This window comes from Streptomyces sp. NPDC090021 (assembly GCF_044748225.1).
Taxonomy (GTDB): domain Bacteria; phylum Actinomycetota; class Actinomycetes; order Streptomycetales; family Streptomycetaceae; genus Streptomyces.
Genome location: NZ_JBIVFO010000020.1, coordinates 1 through 16,522, shown reverse-complemented (window position 1 = coordinate 16,522; position 16,522 = coordinate 1). Strand labels below are relative to the sequence as shown.

General features: G+C 70.3%; 14 protein-coding genes, 5 tRNA genes and 2 pseudogenes. 6 read left to right on the top strand and 15 right to left on the bottom strand.

Going from position 1 to position 16,522, the window contains the following annotated elements; all coding sequences use genetic code 11:
- Nucleotides 1-25: 25 nt before the first annotated feature.
- Together ACIPXC_RS17820 and ACIPXC_RS17815 are read right to left on the bottom strand one after the other, a co-directional pair.
- Nucleotides 26-1,036, bottom strand: coding sequence for an NAD(P)H-dependent glycerol-3-phosphate dehydrogenase (locus tag ACIPXC_RS17820; RefSeq protein ID WP_401618679.1), 1,011 nt, complete (start codon nt 1,034-1,036; stop codon nt 26-28).
- Nucleotides 1,033-1,785: a lysophospholipid acyltransferase family protein gene (locus ACIPXC_RS17815; protein ID WP_401618676.1), complete on the bottom strand. Its 753-nt coding sequence runs from the start codon at nt 1,783-1,785 to the stop codon at nt 1,033-1,035. Before ACIPXC_RS17815 ends, ACIPXC_RS17820 begins: the two co-directional genes overlap by 4 nt.
- Nucleotides 1,786-2,027: 242 nt before the next feature.
- Here ACIPXC_RS17815 and cofC point away from each other — a divergent pair.
- Nucleotides 2,028-2,630, top strand: a pseudogene (cofC, locus tag ACIPXC_RS17810) (2-phospho-L-lactate guanylyltransferase); the annotation flags it as partial.
- A gap of 310 nt (nt 2,631-2,940) precedes the next feature.
- On the opposite strand, the gene ACIPXC_RS17805 reads toward cofC, so the two are convergent.
- From ACIPXC_RS17805 to leuC, 4 genes are all read right to left on the bottom strand, one after another.
- Entirely contained in the window at nt 2,941-3,618 is a 678-nt protein-coding gene (locus ACIPXC_RS17805) for an HU family DNA-binding protein (RefSeq protein WP_401618673.1), read from the bottom strand.
- 144 nt (nt 3,619-3,762) lie between these two features.
- Entirely contained in the window at nt 3,763-3,990 is a 228-nt protein-coding gene (locus tag ACIPXC_RS17800) for a hypothetical protein (RefSeq protein WP_401618670.1), read from the bottom strand.
- A gap of 137 nt (nt 3,991-4,127) precedes the next feature.
- A complete protein-coding gene (leuD, locus tag ACIPXC_RS17795) occupies nt 4,128-4,721 on the bottom strand; it encodes a 3-isopropylmalate dehydratase small subunit (RefSeq protein WP_401618668.1) in 594 nt (197 codons plus the stop codon).
- Nucleotides 4,722-4,724: 3 nt separating this feature from the next.
- Complete coding sequence (gene leuC / locus ACIPXC_RS17790; protein ID WP_401618665.1) at nt 4,725-6,149, bottom strand: 3-isopropylmalate dehydratase large subunit; 1,425 nt, start codon at nt 6,147-6,149, stop codon at nt 4,725-4,727.
- Nucleotides 6,150-6,331: 182 nt separating this feature from the next.
- Here leuC and ndgR point away from each other — a divergent pair, with 182 nt between their 5' ends.
- Nucleotides 6,332-7,048 (top strand): IclR family transcriptional regulator NdgR, encoded by a 717-nt coding sequence (gene ndgR, locus ACIPXC_RS17785; RefSeq protein ID WP_007266782.1) that lies wholly within the window; start codon nt 6,332-6,334, stop codon nt 7,046-7,048.
- Nucleotides 7,049-7,211: 163 nt separating this feature from the next.
- Here ndgR and ACIPXC_RS17780 read toward each other — a convergent pair.
- The 9 genes from ACIPXC_RS17780 to ACIPXC_RS17740 all read right to left on the bottom strand — a co-directional run bounded on the left by ACIPXC_RS17780 (nt 7,212) and on the right by ACIPXC_RS17740 (nt 11,258).
- Nucleotides 7,212-7,284 (bottom strand) — tRNA-Glu (locus ACIPXC_RS17780).
- Between the two features lie 14 nt (nt 7,285-7,298).
- Nucleotides 7,299-7,370 (bottom strand) — tRNA-Gln (locus tag ACIPXC_RS17775).
- Between the two features lie 21 nt (nt 7,371-7,391).
- Nucleotides 7,392-7,464 (bottom strand) — tRNA-Glu (locus ACIPXC_RS17770).
- Nucleotides 7,465-7,527: 63 nt separating this feature from the next.
- Nucleotides 7,528-7,600 (bottom strand) — tRNA-Glu (locus ACIPXC_RS17765).
- 27 nt (nt 7,601-7,627) lie between these two features.
- Nucleotides 7,628-7,699: transfer RNA gene (locus tag ACIPXC_RS17760), tRNA-Gln, on the bottom strand.
- An 85-nt stretch (nt 7,700-7,784) separates the two neighbouring features.
- Nucleotides 7,785-8,513: an HAD family hydrolase gene (locus ACIPXC_RS17755; RefSeq protein ID WP_401618662.1), complete on the bottom strand. Its 729-nt coding sequence runs from the start codon at nt 8,511-8,513 to the stop codon at nt 7,785-7,787.
- Nucleotides 8,514-8,700: 187 nt separating this feature from the next.
- Nucleotides 8,701-10,176 carry a glutamate--tRNA ligase gene (gene gltX, locus ACIPXC_RS17750; RefSeq protein WP_401618659.1) on the bottom strand — a complete coding sequence of 492 codons (1,476 nt, stop codon included), beginning with the start codon at nt 10,174-10,176 and terminating at the stop codon, nt 8,701-8,703.
- Complete coding sequence (locus ACIPXC_RS17745) at nt 10,169-10,975, bottom strand: fumarylacetoacetate hydrolase family protein (protein ID WP_401618656.1); 807 nt, start codon at nt 10,973-10,975, stop codon at nt 10,169-10,171. Before ACIPXC_RS17745 ends, gltX begins: the two co-directional genes overlap by 8 nt.
- A gap of 97 nt (nt 10,976-11,072) precedes the next feature.
- Nucleotides 11,073-11,258, bottom strand: coding sequence for a hypothetical protein (locus tag ACIPXC_RS17740; protein WP_401618653.1), 186 nt, complete (start codon nt 11,256-11,258; stop codon nt 11,073-11,075).
- A gap of 576 nt (nt 11,259-11,834) precedes the next feature.
- Between ACIPXC_RS17740 and ACIPXC_RS17735 the strand changes: the two genes are divergently transcribed.
- The 4 genes and pseudogenes from ACIPXC_RS17735 to ACIPXC_RS17720 all read left to right on the top strand — a co-directional run.
- The gene (locus tag ACIPXC_RS17735) at nt 11,835-15,461 is read left to right on the top strand and encodes a nitrate- and nitrite sensing domain-containing protein (RefSeq protein WP_401618651.1); all 3,627 of its coding nucleotides are present in this window, start codon (nt 11,835-11,837) and stop codon (nt 15,459-15,461) included.
- 9 nt (nt 15,462-15,470) lie between these two features.
- Entirely contained in the window at nt 15,471-15,884 is a 414-nt protein-coding gene (locus ACIPXC_RS17730; protein ID WP_030846990.1) for a roadblock/LC7 domain-containing protein, read from the top strand.
- A gap of 151 nt (nt 15,885-16,035) precedes the next feature.
- Entirely contained in the window at nt 16,036-16,428 is a 393-nt protein-coding gene (locus ACIPXC_RS17725; RefSeq protein ID WP_030037344.1) for a DUF742 domain-containing protein, read from the top strand.
- Nucleotides 16,409-16,522 (top strand): annotated as a pseudogene (locus ACIPXC_RS17720) (ATP-binding protein); the annotation flags it as partial. The gene ACIPXC_RS17725 and the pseudogene ACIPXC_RS17720, both read left to right, overlap by 20 nt.

Here is a 16,522-nt window from a genome sequence, read left to right as displayed (position 1 = left end):
ACCCGCTCATGCGTCCGGATCGGAGTCAGCGACGTTCCGGTTTGGCGCTGCGGCCCATCAGTTCCTTCAGGGCCACCAGGGTCGGCTTGCCGTGGTGGACGATGTCCACCACCGTCTCGGTGATCGGCATGTCCACCCCGTGGCGGCTCGCCAGATCGGCCACCGACTGGCAGGACTTGACTCCTTCGGCGGTCTGCCTGGTGACCGCGATGGTCTCCTCCAGGGTCATGCCGCGGCCGAGGTTGGTGCCGAAGGTGTGGTTCCGGGAGAGCGGCGAGGAGCAGGTGGCGACCAGGTCGCCGAGGCCCGCGAGGCCGGAGAAGGTGAGCGGGTCGGCGCCCATGGCCACGCCCAGACGGGTCGCTTCGGCGAGTCCGCGGGTGATGAGCGAGCCCTTGGTGTTGTCGCCGAGGCCCATGCCGTCCGCGATGCCGACGGCGAGGCCGATGACGTTCTTGACAGCGCCGCCGAGTTCGCAGCCGATGACGTCGGTGCTGGTGTACGGGCGGAAGTACGCGGTGTGGCAGGCGGCCTGGAGGCGCTGGGCGACGGCCTCGTCCACGCAGGCGACGACGGAGGCCGCGGGCTGGCGGGCGGCGATCTCGGCGGCCAGATTGGGGCCGGTGACGACGGCGATCCGCTCGGCGGGGATCTTGGCGACCTCTTCGATGACCTCGCTCATCCGCTTGGCGGTGCCGAGTTCGATGCCCTTCATCAGGGAGACGAGCACCGTGTCGGGGGCCAGCAGCGGGGCCCAGACGGCGAGGTTGTCGCGCAGGGTCTGCGAGGGGACGGCCAGGACGGTGAAGTCGGCGCCCGCGGCTGCCTCGGCCGGGTCGCCCGTGGCCCGGATGTTCGCGGGGAGTTCGACGTCGGGGAAGTAGTCCGGGTTGGTCCGGCCGGTGTTGATGGCGTCGACGACCTCGCTGCGGCGGCCCCACAGGGTGACCTCGCAGCCGGCGTCGGCGAGCACGATCGCGAAGGCCGTGCCCCAGGAGCCTGTTCCGAAGACGGTCGCCTTCATGGGACGTGTCACTTCTTGCCCTCCCCTGCGGCCTTGCGCCGCTGTTCCGCCCTGGCGTTGCGATGGTCGTACGGCTGCTCGGGCGCCGTCTCCCCCCGCACCTCCTCCAGGAGCCGGGTGACGGCCGCCATGATGGCCTCGGTGGCCTCCTTGAGGACCTCCGGGGTGGGTTCCCGGTCGTAGTAGGCCGAGAGGTCCACGGGCGGTCCGGCGAGCACCTGGAGGGTCTTGCGCGGAAAGAGCCGGACCTTGTTCTCCTTGGCGTACGGCGGCATGGCGAGGTTCGCGCCCCACTGGGCCACCGGAATGACGGGCGCCCTGGTGATCAGCGCCACCCGGGCGACGCCGGTCTTGCCGGCCATCGGCCACATGTCGGGATCCCGGGTCAGGGTGCCCTCGGGGTAAAAGGCGACGCATTCGCCGCGCCCGATGGCATCGACGGCGGCCCGGAATGCGTCCAGGGCGTTGGTGCTCTCCCGGTAGACGGGGATCTGCCCGCTGCCGCGGAGGATCGACCCGACAAAGGGGACCTTGAAGAGGGCGGCCTTGGCCAGCAATCGGGGCGCCCGGCCGGTGTTGTACTGGAAGTGCGCGTAGGAGAGCGGGTCCAGATACGAGTTGTGATTGACGGCGGTGATAAAGCCGCCCTCGGCCGGAATGTGCTCCATTCCCCGCCAGTCCCGCTTGAAGAGCACTACCAGCGGCGGTTTTGCGATGACCGCCGCCAGGCGGTACCAGAAGCCGATTCTGCGGCGGGACACTCGGACACCTTCCTCTAGGACCGGTCGCGGCCGGGGCACCTCGTCGTCGGCCGGACAAGTGTCACCCCGGGCCCGGTCTCTGTCGAGAACACCGTACGCCCCGCTCACCCCGCCGGACCCCCGGGCTGCCCGGCGGGGGCGACAATGGGCCGACACATGACCGGGTCATGACCCGGCCTTGGCCCGGGGAGGGGCCGGAGCGTACCGGAGGGAAGGGGTCCGTCACGAACGCCGTCTGGAGCCTGGTGGTCCCGCTGAAGCCCCTGTCGGTGGCCAAGAGCCGTCTCGCCGCGGCCGTGGGGGCCTCACGTCCGGGATTGGCCCTGGCTTTCGCCCTGGACACCGTCGCGGGGGCGCTGGCCTGCACCGCGGTCTCGGATGTGGTGGTCGTCACGGACGACGCCGCGGCCGGTGCGGAACTGGCCGGGCTGGGGGCGCGGATCGTCCCGGACGCCCCCTTGGCCGGACTCAACGCGGCACTGGCGCACGGCGCGCGGGCGGCCCGTCGGGCCCGGCCCGCCGCCCCGGTCGCGGCGATGAACGCGGACCTGCCGGCGCTGCGGCCCTACGAATTGCTACGCGTGCTCGAAAACGCGTCGGCATTTCCGCGGGCATTTCTGGCGGATGCGGCCGGAATCGGTACGACCCTGCTTTCCGCCGCGCCCGGCGTGGAATTGGCCCCTTCCTTCGGGGGTGCGTCGCGGGCCAGGCATTCCGCCTCGGGGGCGGTGGAAATCGCACTGGCGGACGTGGACAGCGTGCGCCGCGACGTGGACACGGCGGCGGACCTGCGTACGGCGCTCGCTCTCGGCGTGGGGCGCCACACGGCCCGATACAGTGCGGGCATGCAGGCGACCGCGTACACGTACGACTCCCAGACCCGCAGCGGCAGTGTGCTGCTGGACGACGGCACCCCGGTGCCCTTCGAGGCCCCGGCGTTCGACGCGGGCGGCCTGCGACTGCTGCGGCCCGGGCAGCGGGTCCGGATCGAGACGGACGGCAGGGGCGCGGACCTGCGGATCACCCTGATCACGCTCCAGACCTTCTGAACCGGTCCGCCGGGACGTCCACGGGGCGGCCGGCGGGCCCCGCAACGCACCGCGGGCCGGCTTCCCCAGCGGAGGGAAGCCGGCCCGGCGTGTGTGACTCGTGCCCCTACTTCTTGCGGGCGGTGGTCTTCTTCGCGGTGGCCTTGCGGGTCGCCGTCTTCTTGGCCGGCGCCTTCGTCGCTGCGGTGGTCTTCTTCGCCGCCGGGGCGGTCTTCTTCGCGGCTGCGGTGGTCTTCTTCGCCGCGGCCGTGGTCTTCTTCGCGGTGGTGGCCTTCTTGGCGGCGGCGGTGGTCTTCTTCGCCGTGGCGGTGCTCTTCACGGCGGTCTTCTTGGCGGTCGCCGTGGTCTTCTTCGCGGCGGCCTTCTTTGCGACCGTGGTCTTCGCAGCGGCCTTCTTCGCGGTGGTGGCCTTCTTCGCCGCGGCCTTCTTGACCGTCGCGGAGGCACCGCCGGTGAGGCTGCCCTTCGGAGCCTTCTTCACCGACACCTCGCCGCCCTTGGGCAGCTTCTTGGTGCCGCTGACCAGGTCCTTGAAGCCCTGGCCGGCACGGAATCGGGGCACCGAGGTCTTCTTGACCCGGACGCGCTCACCCGTCTGCGGGTTGCGGGCGTAACGGGCCGGACGGTCGACCTTCTCGAACGAGCCGAAGCCCGTGACCGAGACCCGGTCGCCCGCGACGGTAGCGCGGACGATGGCGTCCAGTACCGCGTCGACAGCGTCCGCGGCCTGCTGGCGGCCGCCCAGCTTGTCGGCAATCGCTTCTACGAGCTGCGCCTTGTTCACGTCTTCCCCTTCGGAGACTTCGCCAGAACGAATGTGTTCAAGCTTATTTCGCACGTTAGGCGGATATATACCGCAAATCAAACACGAAACGGGCTAATCACCCTAGTGCCGCAACGCCGGAGGCGGTTACGGAGTTCCTTCGCATCAGTCGCCTTCAGGGAATCGACCCTCGTCGAGGTCCTTCATCAACCTGTCCAGGCGCCTTGCCGCATCGGCGAGATCATGCTTCGCCGCGGCCGTGACGACCAACAGCTTCCGGGACAGCGCCATCCTTACGCCCTCCGGGACTTGCAGTGAGCGCACCCGTGTGTGTGCTTCTTTCAGCCGGTCCGCGACGAACTCGTAGAGCTCGAGTTGACTGTCGCGTTCCATGCACAGATTGTGCCATCTGGGGCGAGTTGTCGCCTCACGGGGCCTCAACAAACGGCTGTGCCCCCCGCCGGAGGGCGGGGGGCACAGCGTTGTCGTTGTGATCACCCGGAGGTGAATAACCGCTGATCAGGCAGGAATCAGGCCTGAATGGTGCGCGGCTTGAAGGCCGGACGGGCGCTTTCGTAGGTGGCGATGTCCGCTTCGTTCTGAAGGGTGAGCGAGATGTCGTCCAGGCCTTCCAGCAGACGCCAGCGGGCGTTGTCGTCGAGTTCGAACTCGGCCACGATGCCTTCCGCGCTCACCTGGCGGTCGACCAGGTCGACCGTGATCTCGGCGGCGGGGTCGGCCTCCGTCAGCTCCCACAGCCGGTCGACGGTCTCCTGCGGGAGCACGACGGTCAGCAGACCGTTCTTCAGCGAGTTCCCGCGGAAGATGTCGGCGAAGCGGGAGGAGATGACCGTCTTGAAGCCGAAGTTCTGCAGGGCCCAGACGGCGTGCTCACGGGAGGAGCCGGTGCCGAAGTCGGGGCCGGCGACGAGCACGGTCGCGCCGGCGCGCTCCGGGCGGTTCGTGACGAACTCCGGGTCCTTGCGCCAGGCCTCGAAGAGTCCGTCCTCGAAGCCGTCGCGGGTGATCTTCTTGAGCCAGTGGGCCGGGATGATCTGGTCGGTGTCGACATTGCTGCGGCGCAGCGGGACGGCCCGGCCGGTGTGGACGGTGAAGGCTTCCATGGTTCAGACTCCGGCGGTCGCGTCGGCGGCGGACAGGTCGGCGGGCGAGGCCAGATGGCCCAGCACGGCGGTGGCGGCGGCCACCTGCGGGGAGACCAGGTGCGTACGCCCGCCCTTGCCCTGCCGGCCCTCGAAGTTGCGGTTGGAGGTGGACGCGGAGCGCTCACCGGGCGCCAGTTGGTCCGGGTTCATGCCCAGGCACATCGAACAGCCCGCGTGCCGCCACTCGGCGCCGGCCTCCTTGAAGACCTTGTCCAGGCCCTCTTCCACCGCCTGGAGGGCGACGCGGACCGAGCCCGGTACGACCAGCATCCGTACGCCGTCGGCGACTTTGCGGCCCTCGATGATCCCGGCGACGGCGCGCAGGTCCTCGATGCGGCCGTTGGTGCAGGAACCTACGAAGACGGTGTCGACCCTGATGTCGCGCAGCGGCTGCCCGGCGGTCAACCCCATGTACTCCAGGGCCTTTTCGGCCGCGAGGCGCTCCGAAGCGTCCTCGTACGAAGCCGGGTCGGGGACGTTGGCCGACAGCGGCGCGCCCTGGCCGGGGTTGGTGCCCCAGGTGACGAACGGGGAGAGCGCGGCGCCGTCGATGACGACCTCCGCGTCGAAGACCGCGTCCTCGTCGGTGCGCAGGGTCTTCCAGTACGCGACCGCCGCGTCCCAGTCCTCGCCCACGGGGGCGTGGTCGCGGCCCTGCAGGTAGTCGAAGGTGGTCCGGTCGGGGGCGATCATGCCCGCGCGGGCGCCGGCCTCGATCGACATGTTGCAGATGGTCATGCGGGCTTCCATCGAGAGCTTCTCGATGGCCTCGCCGCGGTACTCCAGGATGTAGCCCTGGCCGCCGCCGGTGCCGATCTTCGCGATGATCGCCAGGATCAGGTCCTTGGCGGTGACCCCCTCGGCCAGCGCGCCGGTGACGGTGATCGCCATCGTCTTCGGGCGGGCCAGCGGCAGCGTCTGGGTGGCCAGCACGTGTTCGACCTGGCTCGTGCCGATGCCGAAGGCCAGCGCGCCGAAGGCGCCGTGCGTGGAGGTGTGCGAGTCGCCGCAGACCACGGTGGTGCCGGGCTGGGTCAGGCCCAGCTGCGGTCCCACGACGTGGACCACACCCTGTTCCACGTCGCCCAGCGAGTGCAGGCGGACACCGAACTCGGCGCAGTTCGCGCGCAGCGTCTCCAGCTGCGCCCGGGAGACCGGGTCCGCGATCGGCTTGTCGATGTCGAGGGTGGGGGTGTTGTGGTCCTCGGTCGCGATGGTGAGGTCGAGGCGTCGGACCTTGCGGCCGGCCTGGCGCAGTCCGTCGAAGGCCTGCGGGCTGGTCACCTCGTGCAGCAGGTGCAGATCGATGAAGAGGAGGTCGGGCTCGCCTTCGGCGCGCCGGACGACATGGTCGTCCCAGACCTTCTCCGCGAGTGTCCTACCCATCGCTTTCCCTCCGGCCGGCGGGTTGTGCCGGCGCTTCATAGAGATTCGTGCGCCAGACGCCCGTACCCCACGTCCCGGACGACGGCTCGGACCCAGTGGTTCGTGGACCCGCACATACAGACTCGCTGGTTCTTGGAAAAATTGAACTTGCGTTTCACAGTGTGAGACGCGAATATCGTTTCATGGACAACTCTAGCGGCGTCGGCGTTCTCGACAAGGCAGCTCTGGTATTGAGCGCACTGGAGTCCGGTCCGGCCACCCTCGCCGGGCTGGTCGCGGCGACAGGGCTCGCACGACCCACGGCACATCGCCTTGCCGTGGCACTGGAACACCACCGGATGGTGGCGAGGGACATGCAGGGCCGGTTCATCCTCGGTCCGCGGCTGGCGGAACTCGCCGCCGCGGCCGGCGAGGACCGCCTGCTGGCCACGGCGGGACCGGTACTCACCCACCTCCGTGACGTGACGGGCGAGAGCGCGCAGCTCTACCGCCGTCAGGGAGACATGCGCATCTGCGTGGCGGCGGCGGAACGGCTGTCGGGCCTGCGGGACACCGTCCCGGTGGGCTCGACCCTGCCGATGAAGGCCGGCTCGGCCGCGCAGATCCTGATGGCCTGGGAGGAGCCCGAGCGGCTCCACCGCGGCCTGCAGGGCGCGCGTTTCACGGCGACGGCGCTCTCGGGCGTACGGCGCCGCGGCTGGGCGCAGTCGATCGGCGAGCGGGAGCCGGGCGTGGCGTCCGTCTCGGCGCCGGTACGCGGGCCGTCGAACCGCGTGGTGGCCTCCGTGTCGGTCTCCGGGCCGATCGAACGCCTGACCCGCCACCCCGGCCGGATGCACGCCCAGGCGGTCATCGATGCGGCCGCCCGCCTCACGGAGGCGCTGCGCCGCTCCGGCTGACGCCCCGACCCCACCCCTGCTCACCTCCGGGCCCGGGGGCGCGTACGACGCCGCACACGTCCGAACACGCGCTTCCGGGCCCGCACTTGTCTGGCGCGTCGGCAGGAACCGGCGGACAGCGAAGAGGCCCTCCGCGATGAACGCGGAGGGCCTCTCCTGTGCGTACCCCCGACCGGATTCGAACCGGCGCTACCGCCTTGAGAGGGCGGCGTGCTAGGCCGCTACACAACGGGGGCTTGCTTGTACTGCGCTGGGCTACCAGGACTCGAACCTAGAACAAAGGAACCAGAAACCTTCGTGTTGCCAATTACACCATAGCCCAATGTGGTCTATACCAGACCAGTACCCCCGACCGGATTCGAACCGGCGCTACCGCCTTGAGAGGGCGGCGTGCTAGGCCGCTACACAACGGGGGCCCTAGCGATCCTGCATCAAGACGTCCGGGAGCTACCCAAAGGAGATCTTGCGGGAAGGATCTGTACCCCCGACCGGATTCGAACCGGCGCTACCGCCTTGAGAGGGCGGCGTGCTAGGCCGCTACACAACGGGGGCTAAGCACTGCGTTACTGCTGCACTGCGCTGGGGTACCAGGACTCGAACCTAGAATAAGGGAACCAGAAACCCTCGTGTTGCCAATTACACTATACCCCACCGAAAGTCAACCCCTTGGGGGATTTTCTTTCGAGTGGCGCCTCCGTCCGGCCTTTCGGCCCGCTCCGGCGGCGCAGAAAGAACATTACCGGATGCCTGACCGTGCTCCAAAACGGGTATCCCGTGCCAGCAGCCCGGGCAGCCGGTCAAGGCCTTCGATCCGGTGCGCCCCCTCGGGGCCGGGCCCTCTGCGGCCGTCCCGGTCGATCCAGACGGCCAGCAGCCCGGCGTCGCGGGCCCCGCGCGCGTCGATCTCGGGCTGGTCCCCCACGTACGCCACATCCTCCGGCGGCAGTCCGAGCGCCTCGCACGCGGCGAGGAACGCCTTCGCCTCGGGCTTGCTGACGCCGAGCTCGACGGCGCAGACCAGCACCTCGAAGCGCTCGCGCAGCCCGAGCCGGCGCAGCTTGGGGTCCTGGTTGGCCGTGGAGGAGTTGGAGAGCACGCCGTGCCGGTAGTCGGCGGCCAGGGCGTCGAGCGCCGGCACGACGTCGGGGAAGAGGGTCCAGGCGGCCTTGTAGTGCTCCACGTACTGGTCGAACCACGCGTCGGCCTCGGCCGCGGTCATGCCGGGCTCGTCGAGGAACTCCCGCACCCGCTCCTGCCGCTGCCCCTGGAAGGTGCCCACACCGGCGGCGAAGCGCGCCCAGTGGCGGTCTGTGATCTCCCGCCAGCGCGCGAGCGCCTGCACGGGGGTCCCGTACCGCCCCGCGAGCCGGGCCGCCGCCAGCTGGGCCGTGAGACCGGCCGCGTCGGCCCCCGTGTAGTCGAAGAGGGTGTCGTCGATGTCCCACAGCACAGCGCGGATCGGCATGTGCCCGAGCCTACGCCGCGGGCACCTGCGAGGTGGGCACGATCAGGAAGTCCGTCACCGGAGCCGGCGACACGTGCGAACGGCCCCGCGGACCCGCCCGGGGCAACGCCCCCGCGGCAACGCCGCAGGGGGCGGCGGCCCGGGTGCGGGCGCCGCCCCCTGCGGGACGTGACGGTGCTGCTGCGGATCAGCCGGCCAGCTTGGCCAGGGCCGCGTCGATGCGGGACAGCGAGCGCTCCTTGCCCAGGATCTCCAGCGACTCGAAGAGCGGCAGGCCGACCGTGCGGCCCGTGACGGCCACCCGGACCGGGGCCTGGGCCTTGCCGAGCTTGAGGCCGTGGGCCTCGCCGGCGGTCAGGACGGCCTGCTTGAGGGACTCGGGGTCCGACCAGTCGGCGTCGGCCAGCTTCTCGCGGGCGGTGGTCAGCAGGGCCGCCGGCTCACCCTTCATCGCCTTGTCCCAGGAGGCCTGGTCCAAGGCGGGCTCCTTGCGGAACAGGAAGTCCACGTTGGCGGTGATCTCCGACAGGACCCCCACGCGCGTCTGGGCGTACGGCGCGATGCGCTCCCAGGCCTCGGTGTCGAAGTCCTCCGGCTCCCAGTTGGCGTGCGGGGCCTGCAGCCACGGGGCGCAGCGGTCCGCGAACACCTTCGGGTCGAGCAGGCGGATGTGGTCGCCGTTGATCGACTCGGCCTTCTTCAGGTCGAAGCGCGCCGGGTTGGCGTTCACGCCGTCGATGTCGAACTTCTCGACCATCTGCTCGATGGAGAAGACGTCCTGGTCCTTGGAGAAGGACCAGCCGAGGAGCGAGAGGTAGTTCAGCAGGCCCTCGGGGAGGAAGCCGCGCTCGCGGTACAGGTTGAGCGAGGCCTCGGGGTCACGCTTGGAGAGCTTCTTGTTGCCCTCGCCCATCACGTACGGCAGGTGGCCGAAGGCGGGGGTGCCCTTGGCGACGCCCAGCTCGATCAGCGCCTTGTAGAGGGCGATCTGGCGGGGGGTGGAGGAGAGCAGGTCCTCGCCGCGCAGGACGTGCGTGATCTCCATCAGCGCGTCGTCCACCGGGTTGACCAGGGTGTAGAGCGGGGCGCCGTTGGCCCGGACGATGCCGAAGTCCGGCACGTTCTCCGGGGTGAAGGTCAGCTCGCCGCGGACCAGGTCGGTGAAGGTGATGGGCTCGTCGGGCATCCGGAAGCGGACGATCGCGGGCCGGTGCTCGCCCTGGTAGGCCTCGATCTGCACGGTGGTGAGCTCGCGGCAGTGGCCGTCGTAGCCGGAGGGCCGGCCGGCCGCGCGGGCTGCGGCCCGGCGCGCGTCGAGCTCCTCGGTGGTGCAGTAGCAGTGGTACGCGTAGCCGCCGTCGAGCAGCTTCTTCGCGACGTCCGCGTAGATGTCCATGCGCTCGGACTGGCGGTACGGCGCGTGCGGACCGCCGACCTCCGGTCCCTCGTCCCAGGTGAAACCGAGCCACCGCAGCGAGTCGAGCAGCTGGTCGTAGGACTCCTCGGAGTCGCGGGCCGCGTCGGTGTCCTCGATACGGAAGACGAACGTGCCGCCGTGGTGGCGCGCGAACGCCCAGTTGAACAGGGCGGTGCGGACCAGACCCACGTGGGGGTTGCCGGTCGGGGAGGGACAGAAACGTACGCGGACAGGTCCGTTAACCACGCTTGATCACCTTGTTGGTGAGAGTGCCGATGCCTTCGATGGTGACGGCGACCTCGTCGCCGACGTTGAGGGGGCCGACTCCGGCCGGGGTCCCCGTGAGGATGACGTCGCCGGGGAGCAGCGTCATGGCCTCGGTGATGTGGACGACCAGGTCCTCGATGGAGCGGACCATGTCGCTGGTGCGGCCGAGCTGGCGCTGCCGGCCGTTGACGGTGCACTGGATGGCCAGGTCACCCGGGTCCAGGTCGGTCTCGATCCAGGGGCCGAGGGGGCAGGAGCTGTCGAAGCCCTTGGCCCGGGCCCACTGCTTCTCGCGCTGCTGCACGTCGCGCGCCGTGACGTCGTTGGCGCAGGTGTAGCCGAGGATGACGTCCTTGACGCGCTCCCTGGGGACCTCTCGGCACATGCGGCCGATGACCACGGCGAGTTCCGCCTCGTGGTGGAGGTCCTGGGAGAAGGAGGGGTAGGTGATCGGGTCACCCGGGCCGACCACGGAGGTGGACGGCTTGAAGAAGGTGATGGGGGCGTCCGGACGGCCTTGATCGTCAAAGATGGCGTTGCCGAGCTCCGCCGCGTGCTCCGCGTAGTTGCGGCCGATGGCCACGACCTTGTTCGGGAGCACGGGCGGCAGCAGGCGGACCTTGCTCAGCGGGACCTTCGTGCCCGAGAGCTCGAAGTCCGCGAACGGGATGCCCTTGATGATGTCGAGCACGAGCGACGCTTCGTTGCCGGGGGCGGCGTCGCCCTCGACCGCGCCGAACGCGACATTGCCGTCGATCGAGAACCTGGCGATGCGCACGTGTTGCGTCTGCCCCTCTGTATTTCCGCTGGCTGGAGTCTGCGGTCCCCAGGCTAACGCGGCGGGCAGCGGCGCTTCACGTTCCGTGCGGGGCGGCTTACTGCGCGGCGGCAGCGACCGGCGCGTCCATCAGGACCGTGCGCCGGGGGTTGGCGGTCTGCGTCGGCAGCTCGACGGCGTGCTCCGGAGTGGCCGGGGCCGCCTGCAGCTCCTCGGCGTCCTTGAGGTGCGCGAGGGTGGTGCGGCGGGGGTTGGCTATGTTGCGGAACATCGTCGTCTTCATCGGAGTTCGGGGTCCTCGGTTCGATCTGTGGATGTCGGCCGGCGCGGGCACCAGCCCTGGCCCAACCCTTCAAGGGGCAAGGCTAAACATCTGAATCCCCTGGCGAACCGGGAAGTAATGGCCACGGCTATGTGAGTTTCCTCACCCGCGACCGGACATTAATTCCAAAATGGACAGTCGATCACGCCCACCGAAACGGACATTGCGCCACTGAATGCGCCATTCCGCTCCTGATCATCGCGACTGGGACACCTTGCCAGCCGCGTTGTTTGGATGACGTAAGTCCGATTTCAACCGAATGTGGTCGCACATCGCGTAGTGCGTCCATTACGAGCCGTGACCGACTCTCCGGGCCGACACGCGCACCTTGTTGGAGATCCGCCACTGTGCTGGAATTCGCGGGACCGCCGCGGGACTCAGTCCGGCGCGCAGGTGGCGCGACTCAGCGCCGAGCGGCGGAGAGAAAGGGACACGCGCCGGTCACCGACGACCACCATGGGGCCGAAAGTGCCCCACGACTCGACACCGTTCCGCCGGTCGCCCGGCGGGACGCCTGGTCCAGAGGTTGCGACGCTAGTGCAGGGACGATTCAAGAGGGATGACAAGGGGTCTCCCCAGGCCCGCCAGGGCCGTGGGGACGCTGCGGCGGAGCAGGACCCGCGCGGCGGGACCGACCGTGGCTCCTCGCCCCAGCACGCCCAGAACCGCGGGCCGGCTGTCGAAGGCGTGAGCCCCGACGCTTCCGCAGCGGTGAAGGCGAAGGGCCGCGTGAAGAGCCTGAAGGCCAAGTCCAAGGACAAGGCCGGGCCGGCCGAGCAGGACGCGGCGATACCGAAGGCCCCCAGTGGGCCCGGCTCCCGCCTCGCCATGCAGAACTGGCGCATCAGCACGCGACTCGTGTCGCTGCTGACCCTGCCGGTCGTCGCCGCCACCACGCTCGGTGGCTTCCGTATCAACGACTCGCTCAATGACATCGCGCAGCTCGAGCACATGCAGCTGCTGACGACGATGACGCGGCAGGCCACCAACCTGGCCGCCATGCTCCAGGAGGAGCGCGACCTCTCCGCGGGTCCGCTCTCGCTCTCCAAGGGCAAGAGCAACAGCAGCGTCGACGGTGCCCGCGTGCAGACCGACACCGCCGTCGAAGCCTTCGCCGCCGCGACCGACAGGATCGAGAGCACGGGCGAGAGGGACGACACCCTCAAGTCGATCCGCAACAACGTGCTGCAGATCGGCCGTCAGGTCGCGAACCTCAAAACGATCCGCGACAAGGCGTACGTCAACGGCGCCCAGCAGACCGTCAGCGAGTACAACGCGATGATCGTCTCGCTGCTCTCGCTCTCCCAGGACATGGCGCAGGCCACCTCCAACCCGGAGATGATCAAGCGTACGCGTGCCCTGGCCGCGTTCTCCGCCGCCAAGGAATACGCATCCATCCAGCGTGCGATCATCGCCGCCTCGCTGCCCGAGACCTCGGACAAGCAGGGCAAGCTGGAGGAGAACGACCGCCTCTACGCCCTCTCCGCGCAGAAGGGCGAGCAGCAGTCGAAGACCACCTTCGAGCTCGTCTACCAGGGCCGCACCGAGGAACTCCTCGCGGGCCTTGGCGACAGCAACTCCGAGATCTCCGGCGCCGACCACTACGCACGCCGCGTGCTGGCCAGCCAGGACGCCTTCCTCCGTGAGAAGAACCGGTCCTGGCTGGACTGGTACGACGCGGACGGCACCAAGCTCCAGGCGATGAAGGTCATCGAGCTGACCCTGCTCGAGGAGATGGAGCAGAAGGCCCGTGAGCTGAAGAACGAGGCCCAGCAGGACGCCATCATCAACGGTGCCCTGATCCTCCTCGTCCTCGGTGTCTCCCTCGTCGGCGCCTTCGTCATGGCCCGCTCGATGATCCGCTCACTGCGCCGCCTGCAGGACACCGCGACGCGTGTCGCCCAGGACCGTCTGCCCGAGCTCGTCAAGCAGCTGTCCGAATCCGACCCGCAGGACGTGGACACGTCCGTGGAGTCGGTCGGTCTGCACACCCGCGACGAGATCGGCCAGGTGGCCGCGGCCTTCGACGACGTGCACCGCGAGGCCGTCCGCCTCGCCGCCGAGCAGGCCCTCCTGCGGGGCAACGTCAACGCGATGTTCACCAACCTCTCGCGCCGCTCGCAGGGCCTCATCCAGCGTCAGCTCTCGCTCATCTCCGAACTGGAGTCACGCGAGGCCGACCCGGACCAGCTGTCCTCCCTCTTCAAGCTCGACCACCTCGCGACCCGCATGCGCCGTAACGGCGAAAACCTCCTCGTCCTCGCGGGCGAGGAGCCGGGCCGCCGGTGGACCCGCCCCGTCCCGCTGGTCGACGTCCTGCGCGCCGCCGCGTCCGAGGTGGAGCAGTACGAGCGCGTCGAGCTGGCCTCGGTGCCCGGCACCGACGTCGCCGGCCGCGTCGTCAACGACCTCGTGCACGTGCTCGCAGAGCTGCTGGAGAACGCCACCTCGTTCTCCTCCCCGCAGACCAAGGTCAAGGTCACCGGCCACGCCCTGCCCGACGGCCGCGTGCTCGTCGAGATCCACGACACCGGTATCGGTCTGTCCCCCGAGGACCTCGCCGCGATCAACGAGCGACTCGCGTCGCCGCCCACCGTGGACGTCTCCGTCTCCCGGCGCATGGGTCTGTTCGTGGTCGGCCGCCTGTCCCTGCGACACGGCATCCGCATCCAGCTGCGCCCCTCCGACTCGGGTGGTACGACGGCCCTGGTCATGCTCCCGGTGGACGTCGCCCAGGGCGGCAAGAAGCCGGGCCCGACGCCGGGCCAGGGCGGCCAGGGCGGCGCCCAGGGCGGCTCCGGTGCCCAGGCCTCCGTGCCCGGTCCGGGCGGACGCCCCTCCGTGAGCCAGGGCCCGCAGCGCGGTCAGGTCGGCGGCGGTCAGCGTGCCGCGCTCCCCGGCCGCGACGGTGCCGGCCAGCGTCCGCAGGGCGGACGGCCGCAGGGCGGTCCCGGTGCTCCCGGGGCCCGTCCCCAGCAGGGCGGTCCGACCACCGCCGGCCAGGGCCAGGGTGCCTTCGGCTCCGGTGCGCCGCTGCCGACCCGCGGTCCGGTGCCCAGCGTCGGCTTCGGCAGCGGCTCCCAGGGCCGTCCGGCGCCCTCCGGTGCTTCCGCCTTCCAGCAGGGCAGCGGCTTCGAGCGTCCGCAGCAGGCCCAGCCGCAGCAGCCCCAGCAGCAGCAGGCCCAGCAGCCCGGTCCCGGAGCTGCGGCCCCGGGCGGTCAGCGGCCGCAGCTGCCGCCGCGCGGTGGCGCCGCCGACGCCCGTGCGGAGCTGCCGGGCCCGCAGACCACCAGCTGGGGTTCCGACCAGGCCCGTGGCCACGACGAGCTCTCGGGCCCCGGCTCGACGGCCGAGTTCGCGCGCCCGGACTTCAACGCGCCGATGCCCCAGGGCGACGGCATGGGCAGCACCACCGGCCAGTTCGAGCGTCCGGACGTACGGAGCCCCGTCGACCCGTCCTCCACCGGCCAGTTCGAGCGCCCGGGCTACCAGCCCCAGCGGCCGGGCGGCCCCGGTGTGGGCGGGTTCGGCCGCCAGCCGCAGGCCCCGCAGCAGGGCGGCGAGTACGCACCCGTACCGCCCGCGCGGCCCGAGGCGCCGCGGCTGCCGCAGGCGCACCGGCCGGAGGCCCTGCCCCCGGCCCAGAGCACCGGCGACGCCCGCAGCCCGATCTTCGACACGCTGGAGTCGAACTGGTTCCGCGAGGAGGGGCAGCAGCCCCCCGCGCAGGTCCCGGCCGTACCCCAGCAGCCGCAGCAGTCCGCTCCGTCGGCCTCCGCACCGCAGCAGCAGCTGCCGCAGCGCGGCCAGGAGCCGGCGGCCGAGTCCTCCCAGACGGCGACCGGCGCGATGCCGACCGTCAGCTGGAAGTCCTCGCCGAACGACGAGCTGATGCGGCAGGCCGAGCGCGTGCGCCAGCCCGCCGCCGGCGGAATCACGACCTCGGGGCTGCCCCGCCGGGTCCCACGGGCGAACCTCGTGGCCGGCACCGCGCAGCAGCAGGCCGAGGCGCAGGCGGGTCCGCAGGTCTCCCGGGCGCCGGACGACGTCCGCGGCCGTCTGACCAACCTCCGACGCGGTATCCAGCAGGGCCGTCAGGCTGGCAACAACAGCCAGACGACCGGCAGTTACCACATCGACCCCACTTACCAGCAGGAGCGTTAGTTGAGTTCGATGAGCCAGGCGGCACAGAACCTGAACTGGTTGATCACCAACTTCGTGGACAACACCCCCGGGGTGTCGCACACGGTGGTGGTCTCCGCCGACGGCCTCCTTCTGGCGATGTCCGACGGATTCCCCCGCGACCGCGCCGATCAGCTGGCGGCCGTGGCCTCCGGACTGACCTCGCTGACCGCCGGTGCCTCCCGCATCTTCGAGGGTGGCGCCGTCAACCAGACCGTGGTCGAGATGGACCGGGGATTCCTGTTCCTCATGTCCGTCTCCGACGGATCCTCGCTGGCCGTACTGGCGCACCCGGAGTGCGACATCGGCCTCGTGGGCTACGAGATGGCTCTTCTGGTGGATCGCGCGGGCAGTGTCCTCACTCCGGACCTGCGCGCCGAACTGCAGGGAAGCCTGCTCGGCTGACTTCCCCTCTCCCGGCCGGACGGTACTACCGGCCGGGAGACCGGGGCCCCGCCCCGGAATCCAGTACCACCGCCAGGCCGTCATACCGCTCCCCCCACCGGCCGCCCCGTCAGACGGCACGCTGACCACTGCTGTCCAGCCCGGAGGATCCATGACCCCGCCCCCCGCCTACCCCGATGCGTACGGAGATTCGTACTCGGAAGGCGATCAGCCGTTGGTGCGTCCCTACGCGATGACCGGCGGCCGGACCCGGCCCCGCTACCAGCTCGCCATCGAGGCGCTGGTCAGCACCACCGCCGATCCGATGCACCTGTCCGGCCTGCTCCCCGAGCACCAGCGCATCTGCACCCTGTGCCGCGAGGTCAAGTCGGTCGCCGAGGTCTCCGCGCTGCTGTCCATGCCGCTCGGTGTGGCGCGCATCCTCGTCGCCGACCTGGCGGAGGCCGGCATGGTGGCCATCCACCAGCCGGGCAACGGAGAGGCCGGCGGCACGCCAGATGTAACACTGCTCGAAAGGGTGCTCAGTGGCCTTCGGAACATCTAGCGGAGCGGCTCCCCGCTCCACCACCTCCGCGAAGATCGTGGTGGCGGGCGGCTTCGGCGTGGGCAAGACCACGTTCGTCGGAGCCGTGTCCGAG